This is a genomic window from Microbacterium sp. Leaf320 (genome assembly GCF_001423485.1).
In the GTDB taxonomy this organism is placed as follows: domain Bacteria; phylum Actinomycetota; class Actinomycetes; order Actinomycetales; family Microbacteriaceae; genus Microbacterium.
Window position 1 is genome coordinate 414266 of record NZ_LMOD01000004.1, and the last position, 15817, is coordinate 430082.

Below are 15817 nucleotides of genomic sequence, written 5' to 3' on the forward strand. Positions count from 1 at the left end.
GGGCTCGACAATGAGCTTGTGGGAATCTGTGTGGGACGTTCTCGTCCTGCTGTTCTGGGCGTTCGTGTTCATCTCGACGTTGTTCGCCGCGCTGATGGTGCTCACGGACCTGTTCCGGGATCGGAAGCTCAATGGGTGGGCGAAGGCGGCGTGGATCGTCTTCCTTGTCTTCGTCCCGTTGCTGACTTCCCTGATCTACCTCATCGCTCGAGGGGGCACGATGTCGGAGCGCGTCAACGACAGTGCCCGGGAAGCCCGAGAGGCCACGGAAGCGTACATCCGGGACGTCGCAGGATCCAGTCCCGCGGATGAGATCGTGAAGGCGCAGCGTCTGCTGGACGCCGGGACGATTACCGCGGACGAGTTCGCGGTCCTGAAGTCTCAGGCGCTGCGCGGGGAGAGCACGACCGTCTGAACAAGCTGCGGATGGGGTCGTCGACGCGGGGTCGGCGGCCCCATCCGTGCGTTGTCGGTCAATGCAAGAGGGCGTTGAGGATGACGAAGACGATTCCGAATGACGCCGTCGTCAACGACCCCGCTAAGCGCCCGAATCGTGTGCTTCCACGGCGGAGGAAGGCGACATAGCCGAGGAACGCGAGGACGATGGTGCCCGACCACAGGGCGACGTCATTGGCGATCTCGTCGGGGATCAGCCGGGTTGTTCCGGCGAGGAGGATCAGCGTCGGGATCGCGGACGATCCGAGCACGCCGAAAGACAAGGGCAGTGCCCGTCGGATCGCGCCGCGCACCCCGATGGTGCGATGGGTGCCCATGAACACGACGGTTCCTGCGTACAGGTGCGCCGCCCAAAAAACGATCACGGTCACGACGACGGTGACGAGCACCGCGACGGACGGCTTTCCGTTCGGGGCGGACACGGCGATGAGTCCGCTGACCATGATGGTCCCGGACACTGCCGCCTCCGTACCGAACCCGGGACGCAGCGCCCGGTGCACCCTCAGGACGCGGTCACGCGTGCGTTGCGGCTCAGCCATGGGGCCAGTGTAGAACGCCCGGCGTGTGTGGTGGGCTAGCGCCGACAGGCCACCGCCGGTGTTGTCGGGCTGACCCCGCGTCGGTGCGGGCGCTCCGCCGCCGCAGGGCGGAGTTTGCGGCGCCGAGAGGCACTCCGACGTGCCACTGGAGTGCGTGCGCTTCTCCCGGGCGATGGGGTCGCAGTGCGACGTCGCTGCGCGGCGACGGACGCTCCGCGCCGATACGGGTTTCGGGGTCGGGCCGTACCTAATTGCGTCGGGGCGGCACTGCACTTGGAGGAGTGGCTCCGTCATCACGGGGGCGCGTCACTAACGTCTCCTCTGCCGCGGGAGCATCCTGCTGGTAGGACCGGACCTTTGCAGGGAGGAGCGCGAGTGGGTGGATTTCTGCGTGCCCGCACATCGCGAACGGCGCCCCGTGGGGTGCGACGTGTAACCGGTGGGTCGTCCCGTGCGCGCCTGGAACCGGACGGTGGTGCCGTCGACCGCCTTCAAGACGTACCAATGCGGACCGGACTTCGTACCGGTGAGGGCGTTACTGACCTCCCGGACACGGTCCGGGTGTCGATGGTGGTGCGGGACGCTCGCGGGTTCACGCACTACTACGAGGAGATCGCCACGACGCCCGACTCGGTGCGAGACGCGTTCGACCTGATGGTGCGCGCGTCGCCTGGAGCTTCCCGGTCGCTCTCCCTGTCTGACCTGACCGACTCGCCCACCCCCGACACCACCCGGAGCATCTGATGCGCACCGCTTCTCGCTTTCGTCGACTGATGCCCACGGCCGTGCTCATCGCCCTCGCACTCCTGGCCCCCGCAACCCCCGCCGCCGCAGACTCACCAGTCGCGGCGACGATCCCTGTAGCAGCGGCGGCCGCCGCTGACGTGAAGGACTCCGACGACGACACCATCCCGGATGTGGTCGAGCGGGAAGTGTGTGGGTCGGCAACGTGCGCGGTGGGGACGGAGGACCGTGACGCGGACGGCATCCCCGATTGGACGGAAGTGCTGTCCTGTGATTCCACCACCTGTGCGAAGGTGACAGCGGACCGTGACAAGGACGGGATCCCTGATTTCGCCGAGCGACTCGTGTGCGATACCGACACGTGCTCGAACTCGTTGGAAGACGCAGACGGGGACCGGATCGGCGACTGGGTCGAGTTCGTGATCTGTGGGACGCGCACCTGCGCGGACGGTTCGGAGGACTTCGACGGTAACGGCGTCTCCGATGCGGCGGAGTTGGCGGCGTGCGTGGTCCGCGTCGACGATCTGGCCATCACCGGCGCCCAGATCGCCTGGTTGTTGGTGCTCGTCGCTGCGGTGCTGCTGACCACGGGCGGATTGCTGTGGGGACACAGGCGCCGTGCGGCGCGTACTCCGGCCGCCGGCGACGACTTCGTCGACAGCACCACTGAGGGCCTGTGATGTGGTTCCGGTCTGTGGCCGCGTCGACGGTCACCGCGCTTGTGCTCGGACTCGGAGCCGTCGCGCCTGCCCCGTTGACACCGCTGCAGATGCAGGAGCTCGCCCGCGCAGAGGTCCTCGCACGGGTGTACGCGGCGGCGGGTCTCGACGAGGACGGGAACCCCGAACCGACCTCCGAAGCCGAGGCGACCCCCGCGCCGGTCGCGAGCGATGATCCTGCGTCCGGCGGTGTCACTGCCGCATCCGCGACCTCCTCGGTGGCGTCCGTGTCCTCTGAACTCACCCCGGGGGAGTCGGCTGAGGTGTCATCGACGCCGCTGGGGGCGAACGCCGTCTTCTCCGGCCATGGCCTGGCCTCTCCGGTGTCCCTGACCCTGACGAAGGCGCCTGCCGTCGCGCAGGCCAGACGTAGCGCCGTCGTGGACACCGCGGGTGTCGTCATCACAGACCCGGTGGAGATCGTCGCGGTCGACGAAGCGGGGGAGAAGGTCACCCAGTTCCCCGCCGAGCTTGTCGACGTCCCCGACGAGGACCCGGAACACGGACCGATGGTGAAAGACGTCATCCCAGGGATCACGCTCGAGTTCGACGTGGACCTGGACCGTGTCAAAGATGCGGGTGTCTCGGAGTCGACGTTGCGGATCTACACCCGTTCCACGCCCGATGACGAGTGGACGGAACTGCCGTCGTACTTCGACGCGGAGACCGGCACGGTCAAGGGCGAGTCGGACCACCTGTCCCAGTTCGTCGTCATCGGGACGCCGTTCCCGGTTCCGCCGGGACCGGTGGTCGTCCTCGACCCGGACAACGACGAAGGTGTCGTGGAGACTCCGGCGCCGGCGACAGAGTTCCCCTACAACTATTCCCTCGTCGAGGGGCTGGCGGGGTACCTTGCCCTGCAGTGCAACGCGCAGGTGATCATCACCCGTCCTCCCGGGGTGAAGTTCGTGTCCCGGGCGACACGGGCCGGGGTTGCGGCGGCCGCGAACCCGGTCGCGACGGTCGGGTTCGGGTTCGCGACCTGGCAGGGCCACGGGTGGGGGACGGCGTCCGAGGGCGGCACCATGGGGTACTCCCGCGGGTCCGGGCCCGACAACGCGTTGCGAGACTCATTCCTCACCCACATGCCGACCTACACGGGCCGGCCGGCGAACGCTGAACCCTCGAACGCGAACTTCCCTTTCTCGCAGTACGCGGGCCTCCCAGGCGCCTACGCGCACGTCGAGACCCTGTTCCTCGACCACAACTTCGACCGTCCCGTGATCGACAACGGGTTTGGGTCCATCATCGACGGCACGTTCCGGAGCCTCGGCGGGTACCTCGAAGGTGTCGGGTTCGACTGCACCGACCCCGTCATCGGCGGGTGGCCGTCGCCGCCGTCGCAGGCGGAACTAGCCCGGTGGAAACACCTCGGCGATCACAACTACCAGACGTACGGCGCAGACCCCGTGTCCTTCTCCACCGGAAACCTGGTCGAGTCGTTCCCGTTGTTCGATCTCACCGGTCTCGGTGAGCAGTCCCTGAACGCGACACTCGTGTACAACGCGCAGGACGGCCGTCTCTCCCGCGTCGGTGCCGGATGGTCATTCGACCTCGGTGCGCGGGCGCAGCGATTCGACGACGATTCGGTCATGGTGGTCCGCGCCGACGGTGCCTCGTTCGTGTTCGCGCCCGACGGGGACGGTGGGTACGTGGGGGAGGACGGTCTGGGGCTAACGCTCACCGAGGCCGGTTCCGGGGTGTTGCAGTTGGACAGCGACGAGGGTGAGACGTGGGTGTTCGATGCCACGGACGTGTGGGGCATCGGCGAGCTCGTCCGTCACATCGATCGGCAGGGCAACGCCACGACCCTCAGCTACGGGGCCGCGGATCGGAACGTGCACCAGTTCACCCCATTGACCTCCATCACGGACGCGGCGGGGCAGACCGTCACGGTGACGAGCGACGGTGTCGGACGGATCACCGGATTCACGCTTCCCGACGGGCGCACGTGGACTCTCGCGTACAACACGGCCGGTGATCTCACGTCTCTCCGGGGTGCGGACGGTGCGACGACGACGTTCACCTACGACGGCGAGCATCGGATGCTGACCGCGACCGACGCGGCAGGGGTGACGTATCTCGTGAATGAGTACGACAACGCCGGCCGGGTGGTGCGTCAGCTCGACGCGGAGCAGAACGTCCGGACCTTCGTATACACCGATGGTGAGACCGTCTACACCGACAACGAAGGCACGGAATCGACGTTCGCTTACGACGACGCTTTCCGCATCACCGGCATTACGAACGCCGCTGGCGATACCGCCGAATGGACGTTCGATGATGTGGGTAACATCACCGCGCACACCGACGAAGCAGGCCGCACGTGGACGTACGAGTACGACGATGACGGTAACCTGCTGGCCGAGACCGACCCGGCAGGTGCGGTCACCGAGTACACGTACACGGCGGACGGGGATGTCGAGACGGTCACCGACCTGGACGGTGACCGCGTCGAGACCCGTGTCTACAACGCCCAGGGGCTGATCACCCAGGTGAAGCAGGCCGATGGCACGACGCTCGGTTTCGAGTACAACAGTGCCGGGGATCTCACCCGGAGCACGCTCCCCTCGGGGTCGGCGACCACGTACGCGTATGACGCCCGCGGAAACCTTGTCGTCTCAACCGATCCCCTGGATCGCGTCACCACGTATGCCTACGATGCCGGTAACCGGCTGACGTCCGTCACCGATCCAGCCGGGGGCGTGACCGGGTTCGGGTGGGATGCGGCCGACCGTCTCGTCACGCAGACGGATGCCGAGGGCGGGGTCACGACGTACGTGTATGATGCCAATGGGCAGCTCACCGCGGCGACCGATCCGACCGGTGCGGTCACCGGGTACGCGTGGGACACGATGGCTCGCCTGGTGACGGTCACCGACCCGGAGGGCGGGGCGACGTCGTACACCTACGACACCGAAGACAACCTCACCGCGACCACCGACGCGGAGGGCGGGACAACCCAGTTCCTCCTCGACGACACGTACCGGACTGTGGGGATCGTCGATCCCAACGGTGGGGAGTGGGCGAGGGAGTACGACCCGACGGGGGTGCAGACCGCATCCGTCGACCCGTCGGACGCCACGACCGCATTCAGTCTCGACGAGCTCGGACGTCCGACGACCACCACCGACGCCACCGGCGTCTCCTCCACCCTCGAGTACGACGATGCGGGCCGGGTGACCTCCGAGACGGACACCGCCGGTGGAGTGACGACCCACACGTACGACCTGATGGACCGCGTGACGACGATCACCGACCCCGCCGGATTCGCCACCGAGTACCTCTACAACGAAGACGGGTACCTCGTCGGTGTCATCGACCGGAACGGAAACCCCACCCTCTACGAGGTGGACGCCGCAGGCCAAGTGCTGACCGAGACCGATCAGACCGGTGCGGTGACCATGTTCGAGTACGACCCCGCTGGCCGCATCACAAGCATCACCGACGCGGACGGCCGCACGACCGGTATCGAGTACAACCGCAACGGTCTCCAGACCGCGGTCATCGCGCCGGGCGGTGCCCGCACCGACTACGCCTACGACGCCGCCGGGCGACTGACATCGACCACCGACCCAGTGGGTGCGTCGACGACGTACGCCTACGACAAGGCCGCCCGGCTCGTGACCGCCACGGACCCTCTCGGTGCGACGACCACGTACGCGTACGACAAGGCGGGACGTCAGACCGCCACCACCGACCCGGTCGGGGAGACTACCCGGTTCGGGTACGACCCGGCCGGACAGCTCATCCGCGTCACCGAAGGGTACGCACAGGGCGAAGCGGACGCTGCGGATACGAACGTGGTAACCGAGTACGCATACACCGCGACCGGGCTCCTGGAGACGATCACGAACCCGCTCGACGCGGTCACCACCTTCACGTACGACGCGGCGGGGCGCCCAACCGTGGAGACTGGGCCGACGGGCATCACCACGACCACGTCGTACGACAATGCGGGGCGTGTGCACCGGGTGTCGAACCCCGCAGGGATCGTTGCTGCGTACGCGTATGACAAGCGTGGTGATGTGAAGACCCTCACTCGGGCGGACGGGGACGTATCGTTCACGTACGACGGAGAGCAGCGTCCCCTCGTGATGGACGACCCCACTGGGACCACCGGGTGGATCTACGACGAGGCCGGACGCCTGCTCGAGCAGACCGACACCCACGACCAGACCCTCACCTCCACCTACACCGCGGCGGGCCTCAGGGACTCCCTTACCTACCCGGACGGCACGACCACCGTGTACACGTTCGATGACGCCGGACACCCGGTCACCCAGTCCACCCCGGACGGCGACCTCGGCTACACCTGGGATCAGGCCGGGCGCCTGGTCGGCATCACCCGCCCGAACCAGGTCACCACATCGATGGCGTACGACGCCGTCGGGCAAGTGACGCAGGTGCTGCATGAGACGCCGACACCGGCGGAACCGTCGATGGTGGCCCCGGACCCGGTGGTGCCGTTGCAGATGACCGCAGGACAGTGCCGTGGTGACGACTATTACGCCGACCGGGACATCCCCGCCGCGGGCGGGCAGAAACCGTGCGTGAAGACGCGGGATTATCTCGGCCGGCGCACCCTCCCCGACCCGAACAATCCGGTCCCCGCGGGCGCGTCCCTGACGTACGACTACACGTACGACCCGGCGGGTAGCGTCACCGACACCGTCCGCACGATCACCGGGCCGGAGATCCCCGCACCCGAGACTCCCGGTGCCCCCGAAGAGGCGCCGACCGACGGCGAGGCGACCGACGGCGAGGCGACCGAGGGTGAGGCGACCGAGGGTGAGGCGACCGTCGAGACCCCGGACGTGTCCGCGCCCACGGTTGTGGAGCCGGAGGTCCTCTCGCACGCGTATGGTTACGACCGGCTGGGGCGGCTCGCCTCATCGGAGTCCTCCGATGGGGAGGTGAACGAGTACGGGTACGACCCGACCGGCAACCGCACCACCTGGACCAGCTCCGGCACCGTCGCGGGGGAGTCCGAGGTCGTCGCCACGTTCAACGCCGCCGGACAGCTGACCACCACGACGACGACCGGTGTCCACTCCGGGACCGCAACGTATGGTTTCGACGGCGCCGGGAACCGGTCCTCGCAGGCCGTGAACGGCCAGTCGACGACGTTCACCCATGACCCCGCCGGGCGACTCCTGGGAACCCAGGCGGAGGGCCGGTCCACTTCATACACATATGACGGGCTCGACCGCCGCACCACCATCACGGACCAGACCCCACACGGAACCGACACCACGACGACCGCATGGGACGGATTCGACCCGGCCGCCACAGACAGCGACCTGCACGGGACGACGACTCTGCTCAGGGATCCTCTGGGTGCTGTGGTGTTCCAGGGCGGCCCATACGGCGCGGGGTGGGTGCTCGGGGATCAACGCAACGCCACCGCGACCGCGGACGCGTCCGGGCATATCACCGACCTCGTCGACTACGCCGACTTCGGAGCCCCGGACTATGGGGCCACCGGGTGGGGCTCCTTGGTTGGTAACGACCAGCAACCCGGCGACCCGACCCTCGGGCTGGACCACTACTATGCCCGCGACTACGACACCGCAGCCGGCTCGTGGCTGCAACCGGATGAGTGGCGGGGCCTGCTCGTGCGCCCGCAGGCGCTGAACCGGTTTGCGTATGTCGAGAACGACCCCGTCGGGTACTCCGACTACCTCGGATACGCCGCGCGCAAGGCGAGGAAGCCGATCACGAACGCGAACCGCGCCGCAGCCTTGGCGAACCTCAACTCGAGCACGCTCCTCGACGTCATCAGCGGCAAGAACAAGCCCAGCGCACGACAGACGGCCCCAGCAAGTATCCGAGCGCCGCGCCCGAAACGCACACCAGCTGACGCATCAGCGACGTTCACCTCGGACCGCCACCCGCCCTGTGTCCTCTCGTACGAAGTCTGTGGCTCGCAATCGACCAATGGCTCGCTCAGCCCGCTAACCGCGCAGCAATGGGCGGGGATCGGATTCGCGGTCGGTGGTGCGCTCCTCATCGCTGCGGGTCTCGCGTGCGTCGTCGCAACCGTAGGCATTTGCGCCGCCCCAATCGCCATCGGCGGCGGAGGGTTGGCGCTCGCTGGCGGAAGCACCGTCGCCATTGCAGGAGGCACCGTGACCGTGGGCACCCTTGTGGGAGGTGCGGCAGTTGTGGGAGGTGCAGGTGCCATCGCGGGTGGCACTGGGCTGATGTTCAATGAGGCCGGAGGTGGCGGGGCCCAGCGAGCCCCATCCCTCAATCAGATCCAGCAATCTGTGCAACGAGGTCAGGGACCCCGGGGGGTCGTCCGCGTTGACAGAGGCGGTGGTGTGAAGGGAGAGATCCCACATGTTCACTTCAGCAACGGCGCCGCATTGAACATCGACGGGACGTGGAAGCATGGATTCACAACGCTGACCCGGGATCAGGTCAGATGGCTCGTGGCTCACGGCTGGAGAGTACCGAATGGATGAACAAATTATCGCCGAGTGGGTGTCGACTCAAGTCTCGCTCCTGCGAGCGTCGCGCTCGGCTACGTATCGATCCGCGCACCTGTATGAGCTTTACCGAGTTCCCGTTGTGAAGAATGCGTATATCGAGAGCGCGCTGCATTTGCTGTCGGTGGTGAATAGTCGGGTTCGACTTCAGGAACCAAAGATCGTCGTGCGCCTTCGGTTTGAACTCGAGTGGGCCGCGAACCTTGATACTAACCTCCCACCTCTCGATGAGGTGCCCGTCCCCGCTTCGATTCGGGAACCTCAGCCCGCCATTTATCTTATTCAACCTTCGTTGCTTGCTGAGGCGCAGAATAGGGAGTCTTATCGATGCTCATATCCGGGATCTCCGTGGGGGAAGGAGTACGCAGTCGAATATGAGTGCTCTCGGACGTTGGGTTCACCGTGGTCGACGACGGACTTCGCGCGAGACATTTGGGTCCAACCACATCCTAGGGACAGCACTCCACCTGACTAGGGGAGGTTGCGTTCAGGGTGGCATGGGTTGCAGCCTCACGCGGTCAGGATTCGACGACGGCCTCAATGACGATCAGGATAGGAAGCGGAGGAGTCGCGTGGGCCAATTCGCTCGCGCGCTTGGCGTTGCCGACGTTGAAGTGGATGTCAACTCCGGCGACGTGCGCGTTGGTGGCGAGAATGGAGATGTTATCGGAGATGTCGATGATGGCATCGGTCGCTCCGTTACACCCGGCCCGGTGTCTCCTGGTATAAATTGGAAGCCAACAGTGATGGTTATGGTTGAACGAGTTCTCGTTGTGCTCGGCCGAATCATCACGTCGCCTCTATCTGCGGCGACGGGCTAATCGAGTGGGCGAAATGAGCACGATACGAGGCGCGATCACGGCCGTGAGTAGAGATGATGTTGACATCGCTCATCATTTCGTCCAGATCGATCCAACCTCGCGTACACGATCAAGAAACGGCATCCGTCGATACCGGCCGAAGCTGCAAACTAGGGTTCGGAAGGTGCAATTGGGCGCCGCTCTCGCCCCATTTATATCCATGCTCCGTCGGATTAGCGTTGTGCCCGACGTTGCTACGGACCTTGTCTTCTGGTTGTACCCGGAGTGGGTGGATATAGGGTTTGACTGGTCTGCGCATGATCTAAGTGCACATCTCCCGCTGATTCGAGACGTGTGGGTCGAGGCTGAGGCTCCGTCGTCGGACAGGATCGATGAGAGTTTTGTGCGCAACGAATCATCTCTCGATGCAATTCTTGTCTGATCTGACGGCAATGTATTTCGACGGTCGAGACAAACGACGCTAGTGAGCGCCAGAGGCTCGTCGCGGTAGCGCTACGCGATGCGCTACGCGGAGCGCGAGCCTCAGTCGAACTGGAACTGGTTCGGCGATGGGGCAACGCGGGGCTGATAATTACGCATTCATGGCTTGAGAAAATCAGCCACACCGGAGTCCAACTGAGCGTCTGTTCTGGGCCTACGCTGCGCGAGGAAGTGTGATATCTGAACGGGCCTAGCTGACGTCAGGGTGATGTCAGGTCGTTATGTTTGGCGTCTGATGCTCTTCGCAGGCGAACGCGCCACTGAGAATTAATGGCAATATGGCAAGGCGCGTGTCTCAGTTCTTTCTGAGCCGGGGGTACTGCTCGCTGGGGTTCTCGAATTGAACCCCGACGGTGATTTCGCTGAGAGGACCCAAGCCGCCCTGGCCGCCGAGGTAACGGATCCTAGGACCGAGAAGTATATGAGAAAGGCTCGTATGGAAGACCAATTCCGCCCTGCCAAGGGTGTTCTCGGCGACTGCCCGGTGCCTGGCTACGGCGATGCAGCGACAGCTCCCGAGCAGGCGAGCGAGCCACAGGCCAGTCCGCCATCTACCCCACCACCGGTCGGCCGGGTGGACTCGACGGCGCCCGCACCGTTGGCCGGGCCGACTCGTCGCTCGCCGGTTCCTTGGACACCCGGCCTTCGCGCCGCTCAGGCGGCGCGAAGGTCGCGGTCTGGCTTCTGAGCTCGGCGCTTGTACTTCTGCTTGCCGCGGGCGCCTGGCTGTTCTTGCAGTATCTTGCCGCGCAGGATCGGATCTTGGAGCAAGACAACAAGATCCAGCAGCAGCGCGAGCTCATCGAAGAGAAGGAGTCTTTCGGTGCGGCCATGGGCACGTTGATGACGACGACGGAGAAGTTCGATGCGGTTCTCACTGCTTCTGTCGTCCCGTGGGAAACGTACGAACGCCTGGCCGAGCGCGCGTGGACTTTCCGCTGGGACGTGGCGGAGCTCGCGGCCGCCACGGATCAGGTCGAGTTCGAGACCCAACAGCTGGAGCAGGCCTGGGCCGTGGCGCAGCTCGAGATGCAGTCGAACGCATCCGGGAGCGTCTACGAAGCAGTTATCGACAGCCTCGGTGGCGGGTTCGTGCGCTCGGTTCTCGACAACGAGTCGTGCGACGGCGGCGAATCAGTCCTGGGTTGCGTGTATGAAAACGACCCGCTTGTGGTCCACTTTGATGCGGCCGAGAACACTCAGCCGTTCATGACCGACGAGATCCGTACCGGTATCGCGTATCACGAGTTTGCTCATGTGCTGCAGTTCACCAATCCCGAAGCGTCCGAGGTCGCAGTGACGTCCTTCGGCGGCGACTGGGAAGTCATGGCGGACTGTTTCGCGCTGACTTATCTGCCCGGTTGGGCTCTCGATCACGTTGTCTGGACGAGCTCGCATGAATACTGGGAGGTCAGCATCGGCCACGGCGTGACCTGCTCAGAACCTCAGCGACAGGCCGTGCGCGACTGGTACGGTCAGGTCGGCGTGCAGCCGCAGACCATCGGAACTGAACACTGAGCGAACACGACTCTGTGCGTTGCGGATTCGTGCAGGAGACGGAGGCCGTGGGAGCCAAAGGAACAAGTGGAACTCTGACTGGGCGGGCTCCACGGGCATTTTCGTGCCGATGAGGAGGAGGCGTCGACGTGTCCGGCGGAGAAGGTAGAGGAGCACGTGCCCGCCGACTGCGGATCCGAGCAGTGCGACGGCGACCGCGGTCGCGATCCAGAACGTCGGCGCGGTCGCTGAATTGTAGGAGGCACCCCACTGGCTGAGGGTAACGCTGCCGATACCGCAGATGAGACCGACGTAGGCGGCTGCGGCGAGCCCGATCACGGTGCAGATGTTCCGGACGATGCGGACCGTGGTCATCGACTCTTCGACATGAAGGCGTCACTCGGTGTATTGACCGAATTGTTCGGCGTCAGCGGCCTCTGCACGGCGCTGGAACGTGACTCCCGTGGTGGACTCGCCCACCAATCTGGGTGAGTTCGGAGTCGGCGGAATCCACTGCTCCCGTGGTGCCAAGCTGTCGTCAGTGTGTTTCTCGTGGTTCACGCAGGCCTCCTTCCTACTCGAGGATCGGCGGCAGACCGTGGTCCTCAGACGTCTCTCTGCCGTCGAAACAGGGCTCGCACTAGAGGCACGCCCCTTGCCCGCCAGTGATGGCGGTCCATGCTGCGGTCGATGGCACGTGGACGGGCTGGTGTGCTCGCCCACAGACCGGTGAAGCTGTGAGCGAACGAGGACGAGGATGCGTCGGGTGGGTGTGTGGGGCGTCTTTATGATCCAGGGATGGAGTTCCCGGAGATCAATGTCCTGGCCGTTGTGGCGGCCACCGCGTCGAGCATGCTGGTGGGGTTCGTGTTCTATCACCCGCGGGTGTTCGGTACGGGGTGGATGCGCGCTATTGGCCACGCGGAGGAGTCCACCCTGTCGACGGCCGGGTGGGTGTATGCGGTGCCGCTGCTGGGGAGTGCGGTGACCGCGCTGGTGCTGGCCGTGGCGACGGCGGTGGCGTTCGATGTGTACGGGGGGTCTTTTCTGGTGACGGCGCTGGGTGTATCGCTCGTGCTGTATGTCGGGATGACGGCCGCCCGGGTGCTCGTGCATGATGCGTTCGATCCGCGCCGGTTCCGAGTCACCGGTTACACACTCCTCAACGAGTTTTTTACCATCGCGGTGATGGGCTTCATCATCGGGGTGTGGCCTCCCGCCTGAAAGTAGTCCGTGCGGGCGACCGCTCGCGGGTGGGTCGCTGAACCACTCTCGCGCCGCACGTCGGTGTGTCGGGCGTGGGTGTCTCCGTCTGCTGGGGAGGGGACGACGGTAGACACCCAGCCTCGGCCCGATCCCCACCAGGCCAAGTTCCCCAGAACAGGCAGGCCCCAACACCCGCTTCATCACAGCATCCCCCTGATCGCGCCGGTACGCAATGGTTCGGCCTCTGCTCTTCGGTGGTGTCGCCCGGTGGAGGGACAGGGTCCGGCACCCGCGACCGGTGTGGTTGGTGTCGGAGCGGCCATCAGGAACCCGGGTGTAACACCGTGGGGTGGAGAAACGAATACCAATTGTGACTATCGAACGTGACCGCGCCGTGAGCGAGGCAGACGTTGTCGATGTGCGCCGCATCGATCGCGACCCGCAGCAGCTTGAGACGCTGTATCGCGCTCATGTATCGGCGGTGGAGGGGTTCGTCGCTCGACGTTTGACGCATCCCGCCTGTGTGGCTGACGTGACCTCGGAGGTGTTCTTGGCCGCCATCGCGTCGTGCCGCAAGTTCGACCCTGATCGCGCGACGAACCCGCGGGTGTGGTTGTTCGGCATCGCTTACCGGCTCGTGGCAGAGCATCATCGTCGCAGCGCCCGACGCACGCGCCTTCAACATGAAGGCGCCCATCTCTCGGTTCTTGAGTCCGATTCGATTGAGCGGTTGGAGGCGCGGATCGACGCGGAGCGTGAAGCGCGAGATTTGCGCGTACAGCTTGAGCGGCTCAGCGAGCGAGACCGGGCTCTTCTCGAGCTGACGTCTATTGACGGGCTATCCATCGCCGACGCCGCCGTCGGACTGGGGCTCGCGCACGGGACGGCGCGCGTCCGCTTGCACCGGCTGAAGACGAAGCTGCGCACATCCCTGCGACCCGCACCACCGCCGGTGGCGGAACCGACTGCCACCCTCGCTCACGCTCGATAGGAGAAACCCATGAACACACTAGACACGTACCAAACTGCCGCACTCGAGAGGCTTCACACGTTTGCCGGCGCTCGATCCACGGCGCGACGGCGACGGCGAGCGTCTGTCGTGGGGGTCGCCGGCGGCTTCGCGTTGGCTGGGGTCCTCGCGATGGCGCAGCTCACCACCCCGACACCTGCTTTCGCGGTCACCGCGAAAGACGACGGACTCCTCATCACCCTGAATTCTCTTGACGCCGAAGAAGCGCTAGAAGCAGAACTCAGTGCTCATGGCCTCGACGCGACGGTGACGTTCACCGGTGTCGAAGCCGAGAGCGTCCTGTATGTGACGGATCCTGTGTCGGGGGTCGAGGGCCCGGCCTCCGGATCGTGGACTGGTGTCGGCGGGGCCGCTGCCGACGCTGAGAGCGCTTCCTGCAGTCCGGGGGATCTGGGCATCACGACCTGGTACGAAGGCACCAGCGCCGTCATTCACATCCCCGCGGGCCTTCTTGATGAGGGGACGCCGGTTCAGGTCACCGCATCCGGAGATGTGACGGCAAGCGCTGTGGAGTTCACGTGGCAGACGACTGAGGGGTCCTGCGCCGTGGTCGCCGGGTATGGGCAATGAGTCTCGGGTGAGGATGCCTGGGCGCACCAGGGTGCGTCAGCCGCTAAAGGACCCAGCAGGCGTCAGTGACCCAGGTCCCGACTCGGCATCCGTGACCGAAGTCGACAGCGCCGCCGTCGCCGCTGGGGTGGGCCTCGCTTGAGCGAATTCATCCGCGATTGATGAACAGCGCCCGTCCGAGTAGAGACTCCTGCCATCGTTCCGTACCGTCAGATATGCGACCACGTGTCGCGCTCGAGATTCCCCAGGTCTCATCGGTGAGAGGCTCGGCGACCCCCACGGACGCCGAGCCTCTCCCTCCCCTCCGAACGGGTACGGCCGCGTCGTCGGAAGCGGTCGTGCGGTGAACATCACGCAACCGAGGGTGCGCGTCGACCGCGGTCCTAACCAGTGCTCGGCAGCGGCCGCTGTTGCCAAGGTTCTCACCGCAGTTCTATAAGGGCGCCCTCGGTCGGGGGCTGCCGGGAGACTGTGAGTCGGCGCGTGTGCGACGCGCTGCACCCCGAATCGGGGTGCTTGTCCTAGCGTGGGTCGCGGCCCCCCGGATGTTCGTGCGTGTGCTGTTCGTGGAGAGCAATGAGGGCTGACGTTGCCGCGTGGGGGGCGCCAATCGCGAGTGCGTCGCGGAGCGCGGACCAGTAACGGGACTCGTCGTGCCCGCGGGGGCGCAGGAGGAGTGGAGCGCACGATGGCGGAAGGTGAGCTGAGCGACACTTGACCGGGCTATCGCTGCGAGAACCGGGTGGGGCACGCGAGGATCAGAGCGTCGGGTGCGCCAGTAACCCGCAAGTAGTACTCCTGCTGGTCCTCGGTTGTGGCCCGGCCATCGCATCGGAGACAGCGCTGGCGATCTCGTCTCGGTCGTTGGGCGGAATCGTCCTCAGCGTGACATGAGCAACCGTCCGCATGATCGCGCCCACCGCTTGGAGGCTTTGCTCGAGCTCCGCGTGCGTGACGGTTGCCACCCGGGTTTCCGCCTGCGGATGGATCACCATCAGGCTCTCCTGTTGAAGCAGCAGCAGGGCCTCTCGGATAGGCGAGCGGGACACGCTCAGCCAGTCCATCAAGATGGCGTCGTCGAGCAGCTCGCCCGGACCGAGAGTCCCGTCGAGGATTGCGCCTCGGATGGTATCCGCGGCCTCATCGCGTAGTAGCCGTCGTGCGAGCATCCGGGGTGAGGAAGGAACAAGCATGAGTCCATGGACGCACAAGTTCATGGAATGTTCTTCGGCCTTCGGCGCGATTCCGTCCACGCTGGCTT

Annotated in this window: 10 protein-coding genes; 8 read left to right on the forward strand and 2 right to left on the reverse strand. The window is 65.5% G+C overall.

Annotated features, from left to right (window positions below; all coding sequences use genetic code 11):
* The first annotated feature begins 10 nt into the window (after nucleotides 1–10).
* A complete protein-coding gene (locus ASF63_RS15530; RefSeq protein ID WP_056516048.1) occupies nucleotides 11–415 on the forward strand; it encodes a PLDc N-terminal domain-containing protein in 405 nt (134 codons plus the stop codon).
* 58 nt (nucleotides 416–473) lie between these two features.
* On the opposite strand, the gene ASF63_RS15535 is transcribed toward ASF63_RS15530, so the two are convergent.
* Nucleotides 474–995 (reverse strand): hypothetical protein, encoded by a 522-nt coding sequence (locus tag ASF63_RS15535; protein WP_157534397.1) that lies wholly within the window; start codon nucleotides 993–995, stop codon nucleotides 474–476.
* A 561-nt stretch (nucleotides 996–1556) separates the two neighbouring features.
* Here ASF63_RS15535 and ASF63_RS15540 point away from each other — a divergent pair.
* From ASF63_RS15540 to ASF63_RS15575, 7 genes are all read left to right on the forward strand, one after another.
* Nucleotides 1557–1739 (forward strand): hypothetical protein, encoded by a 183-nt coding sequence (locus ASF63_RS15540; RefSeq protein WP_056516056.1) that lies wholly within the window; start codon nucleotides 1557–1559, stop codon nucleotides 1737–1739.
* A gap of 41 nt (nucleotides 1740–1780) precedes the next feature.
* A complete protein-coding gene (locus ASF63_RS19500) occupies nucleotides 1781–2419 on the forward strand; it encodes a hypothetical protein (protein ID WP_235560820.1) in 639 nt (212 codons plus the stop codon).
* Nucleotides 2419–8928 carry a DUF6531 domain-containing protein gene (locus ASF63_RS15550; RefSeq protein ID WP_056516059.1) on the forward strand — a complete coding sequence of 2170 codons (6510 nt, stop codon included), beginning with the start codon at nucleotides 2419–2421 and terminating at the stop codon, nucleotides 8926–8928. The genes ASF63_RS19500 and ASF63_RS15550 overlap by 1 nt, the downstream gene beginning before the upstream one ends.
* A gap of 1955 nt (nucleotides 8929–10883) precedes the next feature.
* On the forward strand, nucleotides 10884–11771 hold the full coding sequence (locus ASF63_RS15560; protein WP_056516067.1) for a hypothetical protein: 888 nt from the start codon (nucleotides 10884–10886) through the stop codon (nucleotides 11769–11771).
* Between the two features lie 777 nt (nucleotides 11772–12548).
* Nucleotides 12549–12974 (forward strand): DUF1761 domain-containing protein, encoded by a 426-nt coding sequence (locus tag ASF63_RS15565; RefSeq protein ID WP_056516070.1) that lies wholly within the window; start codon nucleotides 12549–12551, stop codon nucleotides 12972–12974.
* 376 nt (nucleotides 12975–13350) lie between these two features.
* On the forward strand, nucleotides 13351–13947 hold the full coding sequence (locus tag ASF63_RS15570; RefSeq protein ID WP_056516340.1) for an RNA polymerase sigma factor: 597 nt from the start codon (nucleotides 13351–13353) through the stop codon (nucleotides 13945–13947).
* A 150-nt stretch (nucleotides 13948–14097) separates the two neighbouring features.
* Nucleotides 14098–14556: a hypothetical protein gene (locus ASF63_RS15575; protein WP_157534398.1), complete on the forward strand. Its 459-nt coding sequence runs from the start codon at nucleotides 14098–14100 to the stop codon at nucleotides 14554–14556.
* Nucleotides 14557–15314: 758 nt separating this feature from the next.
* On the opposite strand, the gene ASF63_RS15580 is transcribed toward ASF63_RS15575, so the two are convergent.
* Nucleotides 15315–15809, reverse strand: coding sequence for a GntR family transcriptional regulator (locus tag ASF63_RS15580; protein WP_056516074.1), 495 nt, complete (start codon nucleotides 15807–15809; stop codon nucleotides 15315–15317).
* Nucleotides 15810–15817: the final 8 nt, after the last annotated feature.